Genomic DNA, 14,996 nt, shown 5'->3' on the forward strand with positions numbered 1-14,996 from the left:
TAGTAGTATGACGTCCAAGTTGTACGCGGCGAAAGAGACGGCTCCTGGTGACCGAGCTAGAACGCGTTCCGCCCGGCGTGGACCCGAGTGTCCCGAGTTCGGCCCGGGTGTACGACTATCTGCTCGGCGGCAAGGACAACCTCGCGATCGATCGGGCGGTCGCCGACAAGCTGCTCGCGGTCGCCCCCGACACCCGCCTGGTGGCCGTGGCCAACCGGCGGTTCCAGGTCGAGGCGGTCCGCCATCTGGCCGAGCAGGGGTTGCGGCAGTTCATCGACCTGGGCACCGGCATCCCGACCTCCCTCAGCATCCACGAGACCGCCCGCGCCGTGAGCCCCGCCTGCCGGGTGATCTACGTGGACTACGACCCGGTGGTGCGGCTGCACGCCCAGGTGCTGCTCGCCGATGCCCCGGGGATCGCCGGTATCCAGGCCGACCTGCGCCGTCCCGCCGAGATATTCGCCGACCCGAACGTCACCGGGCTGATCGACTTCGAGCAGCCGGTGTGCGTGCTGATGGTCGGCGTGCTGCACTTCGTGATGGACGAGGAGGATCCGGCCGGCATCGTGGCCGCCTTCAGGGAGCGCATGGCGCCCGGCAGCCACCTGGTGCTCTCCCATGCGATGGCGGAGAGCGACCCGGAGGCGATCGCGCAGCTCACGGAGGCGACGGCGGGCTCGCCCGCGCAGTCCAGGTTCCGTACGCGGGAGGAGGTGCTGGCGTTGTTCGACGGGTTCGAGCTGATCGGGCCGGGGCTCGTACCGGTCCAGGACTGGCGCATCGGCGCGGACGACGCCGGGCTCCCGCTGCTGGACGGCGTCCCGCGACTCCGGGTGGACGGCGGCGTCGGGCGGGTGCTCAGTACGTCCTGAGCTCGATGTCGGTCGCCAACTTGTCGGCCGCCTTCATCATCAGGCCGAGCAGGAAGGGGTACTTGAATATCCAGTTACGCATCCCGATCCTGGCCCGGGTCCCGGGGGCGAGGAAGGGGCCCGCGTTGCCGTTCTTGGCGACCTTGGCGTAACGGCGGAGCTGCTCCTCGTACCGGGCGTAGGCCACGTGGTGATCGCCGCCCGCCGCCGACAACTCGCCCGCCAGCACGTACGCGCCCACCACGGCCAGGCCGCTGCCGAAGCCGCCCAGGGTGTTGCCGTAGGCCGAGTCGCCGAGCAGCACCACGCGGCCCTTGCTGTAGCGGTCGATCGTCACCTGGCTGATCGAGTCGAGGTACACGTCCTCGGAGCAGCGCACCGCCTCCATGATCGCCGGAGTCCGCCAGCCCATGCCCGCGTAGGCGCGCGCCAGGATGTCCTTCTGCTGCCGGAGGTCGTAGCGGTCGTAGTCGAGCTGCTCGGAGGCGAAGACGAAGAACGCCGGCGCCTTCGACCCGCCGACGGCGGCCATCCTGCCCGGCTCGTTGTACATCCTCGCCACCTCGCCGAAGCCTCCCTCGACGGCCACCAGGGCGTAGTAGTGGCCGAGGAACCTGACATAGTCGGACTCGGGGCCGAAGGCGAGGCGGCGCACGTTGGAGTGGATCCCGTCCGCCCCCACCACCAGGTCGAACGTGCGGGGGGCGGAGCGCTCGAAGGTCACGTGGACGCCGCCGGGAGTCTCGGTCAGCGAGGTGATCGAGTCGCCGAAGACGTACTCGCAGTTCGGGGCCGTGTGGTCGTACAGGATTCTGGACAGGTCGCCGCGCGTGATCTCGAGGTCGCCACCGGTGAACTCGCCGGGGATGACCGTCAGCCTGCGGCCGTCGGCGTCCACGATCTCCTGGTCCACGCGGTCGGTCTGGTGTTTGCGTACGTCGTCCAGGATGCCCATGCGGTCCAGGACGGTGAGGTGGGTCTGGCCCTTGAAGTCGACGGCCTGGCCGCCGAGGCGCAGGGCCGGGGCCTTCTCGACGACGGTGACGTTGAAGCCGTAGCGGATGAGCCAGTGGGCGAGGGCGGGGCCGCCGATGCTGGCGCCGGAGATGAGCACGTTCTTGTTCTGCATGTCCCGCAGCTTCGCGAGCGCGGCTGACAGCGGGGCGACTACCGGCTGACAGTCCCACGCAGGGTTGTCAGCGCCTCGTCCCTGCTCATCGCCGCGCCCCCGGCGAACGCCGCCGCGAAGGCCTCAGGGCCCAGGACGCGGGTGGCGGCGGCGGCGATCCTGGCGACGTCACGATCACCGGCCACGGCCAGCCCCCGCAGCGCCACACCCACACCGAGCAGCAACGCCGCCCGCTCAGCCGATGGCTGCGCGGTGCCGTCCAGGAGGGCCTGTCCGGCCAGGCCATCGGCTGCGTCGGCGAGGTCGGTGGTCAGCGGCGACGCGAGGGCGGCGGCCAGTGCCTGGTGGTGCCTGCGTGCGGCCCCCGGCGCGTCACCCATGGCCGCGGCGAGCCGGCCGAGTGCCGTGCACACGTGTGACCTGGTGCCGTCGGCGGTGAACACGCCGGTCTCCGTGGCGGCCAGCGCGGCGTCGAGCAACCGGGACGCCTCCGTGAGATCTCCTTCCAGCCGGGCGATCTCCCCGAGTTGCAGGTGGACCCACGCCATCAGCTCCGGCCGCCCGAGCCGCCTGGCCAGCTCGCCCGAGCGCGCGTAGTCGGCGTGCGCCGCCGGGGCGTCGCCCGCCCGCCAGTGCGCGTCGGCCCGCCTGCGCAGCAAGTCCACGAGCTCGTCCAGCGCCCCCAGCTCTTCGAGCAGGTCGAGCGCGTCCTGCCACAACCCCATGGCCCGCGCCCACTCGCCGCGGTAACTCGCGATCAGGGCCAGCCAGTCGAGCGCCTGCGCCTTCCCCCAGCGCTCGCCCGTCGCGCCGAAGTCCGCCAGCACGGATTCCAGCTCCCGTTCGGCCGCCACGACCGAGCCGTTGAGCAGCGCCATCAGCGCGATGCTGAGCCGTCCGAGCGCCCTGCTCCACGGATCGGAGCCGAGCATCTGCTGCTGCCGCCGCTCGGCCGCCTCCGGCACGGCGAGCGGCTCCGGCGGACCGGCGATCATCCCCCACAGGGCGGGCCCGAACCGGTACCGCATCGGCCGGTCGAGCGACTCGACGATCGCCCTGGCCCGCGCCCAGTGCGGCGACCCGGCCTCGGGCACGGCGTGCAGCACGGCCAGCACGTACTCCTCGGCCAGTTCGCCCGGGTCGAGCGCTTCGAGGAGGCGTACGGCGTGGTGGGTGGCCTGGCCGCGGCGGCCGGTCAGCCACCAGTACATGGCCAGCGCCGCGACCAGCCGCAACGCCGTCGGCCTGGCGTGCTGCACGCTCCACCGCAGCGCCGCCTGCAGGTTCGCGTTGTCGGCCGACAGCCGGGCCAGCCACTGGAGCTGCTCGGCCCCGTAGAGGTGGTCGTCGGCGCGCCGCGCGAGCTCCAGGAACCAGGCCGCGTGGGCCGCGCTCAGCCGCTCCTCCTCGCCCGCCTCAGCCAGCCGTTCCGCGCAGAACAGCCGGATCGTGTCGAGCATCTGGTAGCGCCCGCCGTCGGTCTCGACCAGCGACTTGTCCACCAGGTCGGCCAGCGGCTCCGCGCTGTCCGCGCCGCAGACCCGTTCCACCGCCTCCAGGGTCGCACCCCCGGAGAACACCGAGAATCGCCGGGCCAGCGCCTGCTCCTCGGCGTCGAGCAGGCTCCAGCTCCACTCCACGACCGCGTGCAGCGTCTGGTGGCGGGCGGCGGCCGTACGGTCGCCGCGCGAGAGCAATCTGAATCTGCCGTGCTCGGCCAGCCGGGTGGCGATCTCCTCGACCGGGAACGTCCGCACCCGGGCCGCCGCCAGCTCGATGGCCAACGGCAGGCCGTCGAGCGCCGCGCAGATCCGCATCACCGCGTCCAGGTTGCCGGGCCCGAGGGAGAACCCCTGCCGTACGGCCGCCGCCCGATCGGCGAACAGCCTGACCGCCGGATAGCCGGTCGGGTCCGCCCCGCCATCGAGCGGCGGGGTGGGCAGGGGTGCCAGCGGGACCAGGTGCTCGCCGGTGATGCCCAGCGGCTCCCTGCTGGTGGCCAGGATGGTCAGGCCGGGGCAGTGGGCCAGCAGGCGGCGGGCGAGCGCGGCGGCCCCGGCGATCACGTGTTCGCAGTTGTCCAGGACGAGCAGGAGGTCCCGCTCGGCCAGCGCCGCAACGAGACGTTCCGCGGTATCGGGCAGACCGGCGATGAGCGCCGACTCCCTCAGCCCGAGCGCTCCGAGCACGGCCTGCGCCACCTGCCCCACGCCGTCCACGAGTGACAGGTCCACGAAACACGACTCACGGTTGCGGCGGACTGCTGCCTCGATGGCCAGGCGGGTCTTGCCGGTGCCGCCCGGGCCGACGATCGTCACCAGGCGGGCGGTGCGCAGCGCGTCGAGGCGGGCCAGTTCCTCTTCCCGCCCGACGAAGCTGGTCAGCTGGGTCGGCAGCCGCGCCACGCGCTCCCGGCGCCGCTCTCCTCGGAGGATCTCCAGGTGCAGGGCCGCCAGCTCGGGTGACGGGTCGGCGCCCAGTTCGTCGGCGAGCAGCCGGCGTACGTCGTCGAACACGGCCAGCGCCTCCGCCTGCCGCCCCGCCGCGTGCAATGCCCGCATCAGCAGCCCGCGCGGCCGTTCGCGCAGCGGATGGGCGGCCACCAGCTCCCGCAGCGCAGCCACCGGACTGGCCTCGGGCAGGGCCAGCTCGGCCGCCAGGAGGTCCTCCGTGGCCGACAGCCTGAGCTCCTCCAGCCGGAGCGCCTGCGGCTCGGCGAACGGCGCGTCCGCCACGTCCGCGAACGCCGGGCCCCGCCACAACCAGAGTGCCTCCCTGAGCAACAAGGCGGCCTCGGCGGGTCGGCCCGCAGCCAGCAGCCTCCGCCCCTCACGCGAGAGCCCCTCGAACCGGTGCGCGTCCACGGCGTCCCGATCGACCGCCAGCCGGTATCCGGCCCCGTGGAACTCGATCAGATCGGCAGGCAGGTGACGTCTGAGCCGGGAGATCTGCGCCTGGACGGCGTTGGCGGCGCCGGCGGGGGGACGGTCGCCGTACTGGCCGTCGATGAGGCGTTCGATGCTCACGAGCCGCCCCGCGTCGAGCAGCAGCAGGGCGAGCAGGGCACGCGGACGGGGACCGCCGACGGCGATCGGGTCGCCGTCGGGCGATCTCACCACGAGCGGGCCCAGAATGCCGAACTGCACGCCTCCGATTGTCCCCCAACCCCGGATCAACCGGCGGGGTCAGGAGCAGGTGGCGTTCGCGGGCTGGCTGCTTGGGCCGTTGGCGGTGAAGCCGACCACCACCGAGGCCCCCGGCGCGAGGTTCTTCGACCAGTCCGGGCCCTTGGCGGTCCACGTCGTGCCCGACTGCGTCAGGACCGCGTTCCACCCGTTGTTCAGCGTGACCCCGGACGGGAACGTCCAGGTGGCGCTCCAGTTGTTGATGGTGCTCGTGCCGGTGTTCTTCACCGTCACCTCACCCTGGAAGCCGCCCTGCCAGGTGTTCGTCTGCCGGTACGCCACCGTGCACTGCCCGGGCGGGTTGGCCGTGGGTGTCACGGAGGGACCGGTGCCCCCGACGGGCGGGATCAGGTACGGCTGGAGGATGTCCTGCTTGGGCTGGTTGATCGTGGTCCAGTCGTCGTTGGCGATGCCGCCGGTGTCCCCGGAGTTCGGGTTCCACGACCAGTACGTGAACGACATCCCGTTCACCCCGGTCCCCATGTACTTCATGAGCTCCTGCAGCCAGATCTTGTCGATGTTCGAGGCCAGCGTGGTGCCGAACTCGCCGAGCATGATCGGCGCGATGTTCTGCTTGTACAGGTATCCCCAGTACTTGTCCCAGATCCCGGGCAGGTTCGCCGGGTAGTCGGGGGCGTCGAACCAGGTCTGGTGGTAGACCGAGGTGGCGTATTCGTGGGGCGAGTAGACCAGGCGGTTGGCCACGTTGAGGCGTACCGGATACTGGCCCGCCTTGGACAGGTTGCCGCCCCACCAGCCGCAGTCCTCGTCGTTGCTGGGATCGCCGTCCCAGACGTTGGACAGGCCGCCGCTCGGGCAGCTCACGCCCTCCACGAAGATCAGCCAGTTGGGGTTGACCGACAGGACCGCGTTCCCGGCCCGTTCCGCGGCCAGCCGCCAGTCGCGTGCCTGGTCGCCGCAGCCCCAGCAGGCGCCGGTCGCGTTGGGGTTGGTGCCCTCGGCGTGCGGCTCGTTGTGCAGGTCGGCGCCGATGACGGTGGGGTTGTTCGCGTACCGCTGGGCCAGGGACTTCCAGTCGTTGATCCAGGTGCTCTCCGGGGTGGCGGAGACGAACCAGAGCGGCGACTGCCCGGCCGCGGTGGGGCGGTGGCGGTCGAGGATGATCCGCATGCCCTTGGTGCCCGCGTAGGCGATGACCTTGTCCAGGATCTGCAGCGGCGAATTGCCCACCAGGTCCGGGTTGACGAAGTCGTTGATGCCGGTGGCCGTGGCGCCCGCCTTGAGCGCGTCGTTCGAGTACGGCACCCGCAGCGTGTTGTAGCCCAGCGAGGCCATCTTGTCGATCTGGCTCTTCCAGGGGTTGCTCGACCACAGGCCGTGGAAGGTCCCGTTGTCGGTCTCCATGCCGAACCAGTTGATGCCGGTCAGCCGCACGGTCGCGCCCGTACTGTCGACGATCTTGTTCCCGCTGGTGCGCAGGTAGCCGGTGCCCGTTCCGGCGGCCGCGCCCGCCGGGGTGGCCGTGGTCAGCGCGACGGCGACCGCCGCTCCGGCCACCAGCGTGGCCAGCGCGGCCGTCATCGCCTTGGACAAGTGCATGGGGGTGCCCTTTCGAAGAGGGAGAACGCGCGCCATGCTCAGCCGCCTGCTCGGGGCACGTCAATGCGAGGCGGCGCTCCGATGGCTCTGACCTGCGCGAAGGCGTGAAACTTTCACCACGCGCCACCCTGGCCGCCGGAGGTAGTGCTGGGTCTACCCCGGGGTCTCGCGGCAGCGCCCGTGCGCGCCCGCGTGCCCGCCGCTTGGATCGATGGCATGACGAACGCGCACCCGCTCCCCGGGCGCTGGGTCGAGGGCGCCGGGCTGGTGCTCGGGCCGCTGCTGCTCCTGGCCGGGGTGCTCATCCGGGCGGGCCAGGGTGACTTCTTCCCCGACCAGCTCGCCGCCTACGCCGCCCGGCCGGGCCAAATGGTCCTTTCCTACAGCCTGTTCGCGGCCGGGGTCGTGCTGCTGTGGCCCGCGGTGACCTCGCTGGCCCGCCTGATCGGGAAGACGCATCCCGGCTGGGCGCAGTGGGGCGTCACGCTCGTCGTCCTCGGGCTGTTCGGGCGGGTCTTCCACGCCGGGGTGAGCCACCTGGCCTTCCAGCTGGTGGACGCGCTCGGGCTGGAGGCGGCGCAGCGGGCGGTCGCGGACACCTACGGCGCGTTCCACGTCTTCAAGGCGGTCAACGTCTGCATCATGGGCGGTTGGATCGTGCTCGCCATCGGCGCCTACCGGGCCAAGGTCCTCGGCCTGGTCAGGTGTCTCGCCCTGGGCCTGGCGGCCGGGCTGCCGCTGGGGGTGCTCAAGGGCAGCAGCGACCCGATCTCGCTGGCCGCGCTGCTCGGGCTCGCCGCCGCCCTGGTGCCGCTCGGCGTCGCCGTGCTCAAGGACGGCCCGGCTCCCCGGTGGTGGGCCGTCGCCCTCACCGTCGCGTTGATCCCGGTCGCTTTCTTCCTCGGACTGTCTGGATAAGTCCCGATATAGTTGACATCAACTAGACAGGTGTGGATAGTTGATATCAACTATGAGGGGATCTCGATGGAGAAGCGGCGCAAGGTGGCCAATCCGCTGGCCCTGGCGGTGCTGGCGTTCCTGCTGATGGAACCGATGCATCCGTACGAGCTGGGGCGGCGCCTGCAGGAGACCGACAAGGACCGGAGCTTCAAGTACAACAGGGGCTCCCTCTACATGGTGGTCAAGCAGCTGGCGAAGGCGGGGTTCATCGTCGAGCAGGAGACCGTGCGCGACACGGAGCGGCCGGAGCGCACCCTCTACGCGCTCACCGCCGAGGGCAGGCGCGAGCTCTACGACTGGCTGCGTGAGCTGGTCGCCACGCCGCATGAGGAGTACCCGCATTTCGGGGTGGCGTTGTCGCTGCTGAGCGTGCTCGACCCGGCGGAGGCCACCGAGCTGCTCAGGCGGAGGTCGGAAGCGCTGGCCGAGGAGCGGCGCGGCATCCGCGAGGCCGTGCAGGGCGCCGCTGACGCGGGTGTGACGTGGGTGTTCCTCGTCGAGGAGGAATACCGGCTCGCGGTGCTGGACGCCGAGCTCGGCTTCGTCACCCGGCTCATCGAATCCCTCAGCGATCCGGACTATGCCAGGACCTGGCACGAGATGTTTGGGAGTCGGCAATGACAACGGTCAGAACGGCATTAGTGATCGGCGGCGGCATCGCGGGCCCGGTGACGGCGATGGCGCTGCGCCGCGCGGGCATCGAGGCGACCGTCTTCGAGGCGTACGCGAGCAGCGCCGACGGCATCGGCGGCACACTCACGATCGCCCCCAACGGGCTCGACGCGTTGCGGATCGTCGGCGCGGAGACGGCCGTGCGCGCGGTCGGGCAGCCCATGGCGCACACGGTCATGCGGGACGGCGCGGGGCGGCGGATGACCGAGCTGCCCGGCCTGCCCGACCTGCCGCCCGGCCAGGCGATGTGGCGCTCGGAGCTCTACGCCGCGGTGCACTCTCAGGCCGTGGCGAGCGGCGTGCCCATCGAGTACGGCAGGCGGCTGGTGGGCGTGGACGAGACCCCTGACGGCGTCATCGCGCGGTTCGCGGACGGGGGGAGCGCGTCGGCCGACATCCTGGTCGGCGCGGACGGCATCAGGTCCGTCGTGCGCCCGCTGATCGACCCGGCCGCGCCGGCACCCCGCCACGTCCCCCTGCTGAACTTCGGCGGCCTGGCCGACCTCACGGTCCCCGCCAGGGCCGACGCCTCCTACTTCGTGTTCGGCCGGCGTGCGTTCTTCGGCTACTGGGTGCAGCCCGACGGGCGTACCGCGTGGTTCGGCAATGTGCCGCACGAGCGGCCGATGACCTCGGCCCAGGCCCGTCAGGTGCCCGCGGCGGAGTGGTTGCGCCGCCTGCGCGAGATCTACGCCGACGACGTGCCCGCACGCGACCTGCTCGCGCACACCGAGGCCGAGGGACTGGTCACGCTCGGCTCGGTGGAGATCATGCCGAGCGTCCCGCACTGGTACCGCGGCAGGATGGTGCTGGTCGGCGACTCGGTCCACGCGCCCTCACCCAGCTCTGGCCAGGGGGCCTCGCTGGCCGCGGAGAGCGCCGTGGAGCTCGCCCGCTGCCTGCGCGACCTGCCCGACGTTCCGGCGGCGTTCGCGGCGTACGTACGGCTGCGGCGCGCCCGGGTCGAGCGGGTCGCGGCCCGCGCGGCCAGGACCAACAACAGCAAGAGCTTCGGCCCCGTCGCCATCTCGCTGATGCGGCTGATGATGCCGATGGCCACGAAGACCTTCCTCAGCCCCGAGCGCACGCTCGGTCCCGAGCAGCGCCACCGCGTCGACTGGGACGCTCCCGTGGCGGTGTGATCCCCCTACTGGACGGGTACCCGCAGGTCGCGGAAGCTGGCGATCTTGACCTGCATCGTCGAAGCGCCTTCCGGCAACGCGAACAGGTTCCAGAACTCCTTCTCCTCCCCGGGACCGAACTTCTCGGTGCTCAGCCGCACGCCGGACACGTCCGTGCAGGCACAGTACGAATCCAGCTTGCCGCCGTCCGTCGGCACCTGGAGCCGGCCGGGGAGGTACTGCCGCTTGGCCGCCACGTCGGTCAACGACACGTTGAAGGCCGCACGGTACTTGAACGACATCCAGTCCTGTGCCTGGTGCAGCTCGTTGAACCAGGCCTCGTCGGCTCCCTCATTCCTGATCCGATAGGTCAGCAGCCCGAGGCCGCCGGAGAGCCGCCGCAGCCCGGTCACCTCCATGGAGATCGGCTGGCCGTCCGCCTTCCCGGTGCCTGTCAGCCCGGTCGCGCCAGGGGTGGCGGCGGCCTCGGGGGTGGCGGTCTCGGTGGTCTGCGGCTTGGCGAAGGTCACCGTGACGCGCCGGTTGCGGCGCTTGCCCTCGTCGGTGTCGTTGCTGTAGAGCGGGCGGCGCGAGCCGTACCCCTTGGCCTGGAAACCCACGCCCTGTCTGGTGACGAGCGCGGACAGTGCCTGCCGGACGGCCTGGGCGCGGCGCGTGGAGAGCGGGTCGTTGATGGCGTCGGTGCCGGAGGAGTCCGCGTGCCCCTCCACGGTCACCGCGGGCCCGGCCGAGGAGTCGATCAACTTCGCGGTACGCGCGAGTACGGCCCTGGCCTTGGGAGTGAGCGTGGCCTTGTTCACCGCGAACAGCACGTCGGAGGAGAGGCTGACCTGGAGGTCCTTGCCGTTGTCCGCGGTCTCCTCCGACTTGTCGAGCGACTCGGACGGGGTCACGAGGCTACGGATGACGGTGGTGACGGGCTCGGCGTCCGGGTCGGGGATGATCAGGCCGGATGGCGTGACCGGCGGGTCGTCGCTGATCGGCACGTCCGGCATCGGCGAGCCCACCGGGGTGACGACCGTGGTGGTGGCGGGGTTGCCCGAGGAGGCGGGCATGACCGCGTACAGGGTGATCGACTGGCCGGGGTCGATGAAATAGCCGAGGCCGTCCCGGTCCTGGTCGCTGCACAGGCAGGGGAAGTCGGCCGGCTGGTACGGCAGGATCCAGGTGCGGGCCTGCGCGTCGAGCACGCCGATGCCGGACGCCCAGCGGATCCGCCCCAGAGGGCGCGTGTTGTCGCCCATCTCGCCCGTCCAGGGCAGCTTCTTGTCCGTGCCCGTGTTGGTGAGCCTGAGCTGGACGACCAGGTGCTTGGCCTTGACCCGGTTCAGCCCGACGACCTCGACCTTGAGGTTCTGGGTCATGGTGCTGCGCGTCTCGGCCAGCGCGGGCCTGGTGTCCTGCCCTGGCGTGGCCTTACCGGCTGAGGCGGTGGCGGGCGGAGCGCTCGAGGCCGGGGCGGAGGGCGGTGGTGGGGCCGGGTCCTGCGCTCCGCCACAGGCGGACACCATGAGCAGCGCGACGAAAGGGACAGCGATCCGATAACTCACCCGACCGATCCTGTCGTACTTTCTGACCAGAAAGCAGCATTACGGGTGGCTTTTAGTGCGCGCGACTCCCCGCTAACCGGCGAGGAGCTTGACGATCGCCACGACGCCGATGCAGACGATCATCCCGCGCAGGACCGGGGCGGAGAGCCGGCGGCCGAGCCGGGCTCCGGCGAAGCCGCCGATCATGGAGCCCAGGGCCACCAGGAGCACGGCCAGCCAGTCGACGTCGGCGACGATCGTGTACAGGATGGCGGCCGCGGCGTTGACCAGCACGACGAGCACGTTCTTGGCCGCGTTGATCCGTTGCAGCTCCTCCTCCAGGAGGAGGCCCATGAGGCCGATGAGCAGGATGCCCTGCCCCGCGCCGAAATAGCCGCCGTAGGCGCCGGCCGCGAGCGCGCCCAGCCACAACCACGGGCCGCCGTGCGCGTGCCGGGGGCGGGTGGCCAGCATTCTGCCGAGCCTGGGCTGGATCACGATCATCGTGCAGGAGAGCGCGATCAGCACGGTGACGACCGCGGTGAACGTCCGCTCCGGCAGGTTGAGCAGCAGCAGGCCACCGATGAGCGAGCCGGCCAAGGAGGCGGGGGCCAGCCAGAGCAGCCGGCCGCGCTGGCCCTTCAGCTCGGCCCGGTAGCCCACGACACCGGTCAGCCCGCCGGGCACCAGGCCGATGTTGTTGGAGACGTTCGCCGTGATCGGGGGCAGGCCGACAGCCAGCAACGTGGGGAACGTGATCAGCGACCCGGACCCGACGACGGTGTTGATCGTGCCGCCCGCGATGCCGGCCGCGAGCACCGCGACCATCTCCCAAGGTGTCATGGCGCGAGACTGTAGACCACGTCTTACCAGCTAGGATGGATCGTATCGGGATATGAGACCACGGGCGAGGGCGCCCGCCGCTCCATCGCCATGGTAGCCCCGGCCCCGAAGCCCGCTCAGGGCGGGGCGCTAGCCGGCCGCCGGGCGGGTGAGGGCGCGTTTGAGGATCTTGCCCGTGGGGCTCATCGGCAGCTCGTCCACGAACGACAGGCGCCGGGGATACTTGTACGCGGCCACCCGCTCGCGTACGAAGTCGCGCAGGTCCTCGCAGGTCACCGGGGCGCGCAGGGACACCACGGCCTCGATCTCCTCGCCGAGCTCCGGGTGCGGCACGCCGAAGACGGCTGCCTGGCGCACCGCCGGGTGCTCGTACAGGACCTCCTCCACCTCGCGCGGGTAGACGGTGTAGCCGCCGCGGATGATCACGTCGCGGCGGCGGTCCACCAGGAAGAAGTAGCCGTCCTCGTCGACCCGGCCGAGGTCGCCGGTGTGGAACCAGCCGTCGCGGACGGCCTCGGCGGTGGCCTCCGGGTCGTTCCAGTAGCCCTTCATGACGTTGGGGCCGCGGACCACGATCTCGCCGATCTCGCCGCGGGGCGTCTCCTGGCCGTCCTCGCTGACGATCTTCATCTCGACGTCCCTGATGGGCCAGCCGATCGAGCCCGGCCTGCGGTGGTGGCCTCCCCTGTTGGTGGCGGCCACCGGGGAGGTCTCGCTGAGGCCGTACCCCTCGATGATCTCGCAGCCGAACCGGGTCTCGTACGCCCGCAGCACGTCCAGCGGCAGCGCCGCCCCGCCCGAGGCGCAGACCCGCAACATCGACATGTCCGAGGCGCCGGGATGGTCGAGCAGCGCGATGTACATGGTCGGCACGCCCTGGAAGACCGTCACCCCGTCGCGCCTGATGACCTCCAGCGCCCGCCCCGCCTCGAACCGCCGCAGCAGCGTCAGCCGCGCTCCCGCGTGCACGGTCGCGTTGAGCGAGCACGTCTGCCCGAACGTGTGATGCAGCGGCAGCGCCCCGAGCACCACGTCGTCCACGCCGAGCGCGTGCATGCGGGCCACGGTGGCGGCGTTGCCGCCCAGGTTCGCGTGGGTCAGCTCGATGCCCTTCGGCCGGCCCGTCGTCCCGGACGTGTAGTGGATGACCGCGGTGTCGTCCGCCGCCATGGAGGCGACCTCGCGCTCGGCCGCCACACCCCGCAACAACCGGCGGAACTCCCCGGGCACCACGAAGAAGCAGTCCGCCTTCGTGCCCGTCGAGCCCGCCTCGGCGGTCTCCGCGAACGCGTGCCAGGCGATGAGCAGCCGCGCCCCGCAGTCCCCGAGGTACGCGGCGATCTCCCGCCGCTTCAGCAGCGGATCGAGCGGCACCACCACGGCCCCGACCCGCAGCACCCCGTAGTAGACGACGCCGAACTCGGGCACGTTCGGCAACATGATCGCGACCCGGTCGCCGGCGCCGATCCCGCGGGCCCGCAGCAGCCCCGCGAGCCGAGCGCTCAGCTCCTCCAGCGCGCCGTAGGTGAGCTCCGCCTCGTCCAGTGTGAGAACCGCTCTGCCACCCAGCCGCTGGGCGGCGGTGTGGAGCCGGTCAGCGAGGTTCATGGAAAGACCGTACGTCCGCGCTCCCACGGCCCTCATTGGTCGCGGTGCCCAGTCTTTCCCGCCCGGAATTGGTCGGAAGCGCGTCCTGCAACGCGATCGCCACGAGCAGATCGACGAGATCGTTGATCGAGCGCAGGTTGCGCCCGGTGCGCTCCTGGATCTTGCGCAGCCGGTATTGCGCGGTGTTCGGATGGATCTGCAGCCGCTCGGCCGCGGCCCGCAGGTTCAGGTCGGCGGTGGCGAACGCCCTGATCGTGGCCGTGAGCACGCCGCCGCGCGCCCGGTCCTCGGCCAGCAGCGACGTGATGCGCGGGTCCACCAGATGGCGGGCGGTGTCGTCGGCCTTCAGCGCCAGATACTGGAACGGCGTGAGCCTGGGCAGCGCCGCCACGCCGCCCTCCTCGGGCACGAAGTCCAGCACGGCCCTGGCCTCCTGGTACGCGTGCGGGATCTGCGTGGTCCCCGCCGACACCGTGCTGATGCCCATCGCCAGCCTGACCCCCTCGCCCGCCAGGCTCTCCAGCACCGACTGCAGCCGGTCGCACAACTCCTCTGGGCCCGTGTTCGGGCCGAGCACGGGGATCGCCACGATCTCCGACTGGCGCACGACGGACAACGTACGCGTTCCGTTTCCGCCGGTCCTGGCGATGGCCGCGCAGGCGGCGTGCCGGGCGTCGGCGCCGCGGTCGGGGCCCGTCGTCACGGCCGCGGGCGACCCGACGAGCACCGCGATCACCACGAGCAGCGGCGTGCGCGCGTCGGGGCCCAGGCCGTGCGCCTGCGCCGCGGCCAGCTCCCTGCCGCGCGTCGGCACGCCCCCGGCCAGCAACGTCTCCAGCAGGTCCCGGCTCTCGCGCACCGCCTCGGCGGCGGCGTACTGCTGGAACTCCATGTACGCGTTCGCCGCGTGCGTGCTGGCGAAGTCGCAGTAGCGCATCAGCGGGGCCGCCAGCGACAAGGCCGCCTCGCGACCGGCGAAGGTGTCCCCGGCCCGCTCGACCACCGACTCCCAGAACACCTGCTGCCCGACCCGGAACGCGTTGATGTAGTCGGCCAGCGCCACCCCCGCCCTGGCCCGCCGCATCGCCGCCCGCCGGGTGAACGAGATGTCCTCGAACGTCACCGTGCGCTCCTCCAGCAGCACGGCCAGCTTGGCGCGGTAGTGCTTGACCACCTGGTCGCGCACGTCGGCGTGGAAGTCCGGCCGCTGCGCCGCGTACGCGGGGATCTCCTCGCACATCGTCGCCAGCGCGGCGTCGGCCAGCCGATGGAGATCGCCGAGCAGCTCGGACAGGATGCGGGCGCGCTCAGCCCGGACGGTCTCCGTGCTGAAAACACTGGCCATGCCGGGATGATCCATGGCCATTGCGGGGAGGTCAACGGGTCGTAACCGGTCCGAGACAGACGCTGTGCTCAGAGGACAACTCCCCTGAAACATCTTGGGTCACCGTGCCCAATGCGGCCGTTGACGAGCGGATCCTACGCTGAGCCCAATT

General features: G+C 71.4%; 11 protein-coding genes. 4 read left to right on the forward strand and 7 right to left on the reverse strand.

What is annotated here, in order from left to right; genetic code table 11:
* Positions 1-47 precede the first annotated feature (47 nt).
* Positions 48-872 carry an SAM-dependent methyltransferase gene (locus tag ACFLIM_RS17545; protein WP_393166565.1) on the forward strand — a complete coding sequence of 275 codons (825 nt, stop codon included), beginning with the start codon at positions 48-50 and terminating at the stop codon, positions 870-872.
* On the opposite strand, the gene ACFLIM_RS17550 is transcribed toward ACFLIM_RS17545, so the two are convergent.
* From ACFLIM_RS17550 to ACFLIM_RS17560, 3 genes are read right to left on the reverse strand one after another with little or no spacing between them, the layout of a single operon-like run.
* Positions 859-2,001 (reverse strand): FAD-dependent monooxygenase, encoded by a 1,143-nt coding sequence (locus tag ACFLIM_RS17550; RefSeq protein WP_393166567.1) that lies wholly within the window; start codon positions 1,999-2,001, stop codon positions 859-861. The two genes, ACFLIM_RS17545 and ACFLIM_RS17550, sit on opposite strands and share 14 nt — an antisense overlap.
* Positions 2,002-2,039: 38 nt before the next feature.
* A complete protein-coding gene (locus ACFLIM_RS17555) occupies positions 2,040-5,147 on the reverse strand; it encodes a BTAD domain-containing putative transcriptional regulator (protein WP_393166569.1) in 3,108 nt (1,035 codons plus the stop codon).
* A 39-nt stretch (positions 5,148-5,186) separates the two neighbouring features.
* A complete protein-coding gene (locus ACFLIM_RS17560) occupies positions 5,187-6,746 on the reverse strand; it encodes a cellulase family glycosylhydrolase (RefSeq protein WP_393166571.1) in 1,560 nt (519 codons plus the stop codon).
* 216 nt (positions 6,747-6,962) lie between these two features.
* On the opposite strand from ACFLIM_RS17560, the gene ACFLIM_RS17565 reads away from it, so the two are divergent.
* From ACFLIM_RS17565 to ACFLIM_RS17575, 3 genes are read left to right on the forward strand one after another with little or no spacing between them, the layout of a single operon-like run.
* Positions 6,963-7,664: a hypothetical protein gene (locus ACFLIM_RS17565; RefSeq protein WP_393166574.1), complete on the forward strand. Its 702-nt coding sequence runs from the start codon at positions 6,963-6,965 to the stop codon at positions 7,662-7,664.
* Between the two features lie 30 nt (positions 7,665-7,694).
* Positions 7,695-8,327 (forward strand): PadR family transcriptional regulator, encoded by a 633-nt coding sequence (locus ACFLIM_RS17570; protein WP_393166576.1) that lies wholly within the window; start codon positions 7,695-7,697, stop codon positions 8,325-8,327.
* Positions 8,324-9,520: an FAD-dependent monooxygenase gene (locus ACFLIM_RS17575; RefSeq protein WP_393166578.1), complete on the forward strand. Its 1,197-nt coding sequence runs from the start codon at positions 8,324-8,326 to the stop codon at positions 9,518-9,520. Before ACFLIM_RS17570 ends, ACFLIM_RS17575 begins: the two co-directional genes overlap by 4 nt.
* A 5-nt stretch (positions 9,521-9,525) precedes the next feature.
* On the opposite strand, the gene ACFLIM_RS17580 is transcribed toward ACFLIM_RS17575, so the two are convergent.
* The 4 genes from ACFLIM_RS17580 to ACFLIM_RS17595 form a co-directional block, all read right to left on the reverse strand.
* Positions 9,526-11,070, reverse strand: a complete 1,545-nt coding sequence (locus ACFLIM_RS17580) for an OmpA family protein (protein ID WP_393166579.1) — start codon at positions 11,068-11,070, stop codon at positions 9,526-9,528.
* Positions 11,071-11,142: 72 nt separating this feature from the next.
* Positions 11,143-11,892 (reverse strand): sulfite exporter TauE/SafE family protein, encoded by a 750-nt coding sequence (locus tag ACFLIM_RS17585; protein WP_393166581.1) that lies wholly within the window; start codon positions 11,890-11,892, stop codon positions 11,143-11,145.
* Between the two features lie 129 nt (positions 11,893-12,021).
* Complete coding sequence (locus tag ACFLIM_RS17590; protein ID WP_393166583.1) at positions 12,022-13,500, reverse strand: long-chain-fatty-acid--CoA ligase; 1,479 nt, start codon at positions 13,498-13,500, stop codon at positions 12,022-12,024.
* On the reverse strand, positions 13,487-14,845 hold the full coding sequence (locus ACFLIM_RS17595; protein ID WP_393166585.1) for a PucR family transcriptional regulator: 1,359 nt from the start codon (positions 14,843-14,845) through the stop codon (positions 13,487-13,489). Before ACFLIM_RS17595 ends, ACFLIM_RS17590 begins: the two co-directional genes overlap by 14 nt.
* Positions 14,846-14,996: the final 151 nt, after the last annotated feature.

The sequence above is a fragment of the Nonomuraea marmarensis genome (assembly GCF_043197025.1).
Classification (GTDB): Bacteria; Actinomycetota; Actinomycetes; order Streptosporangiales; family Streptosporangiaceae; genus Nonomuraea; species Nonomuraea marmarensis.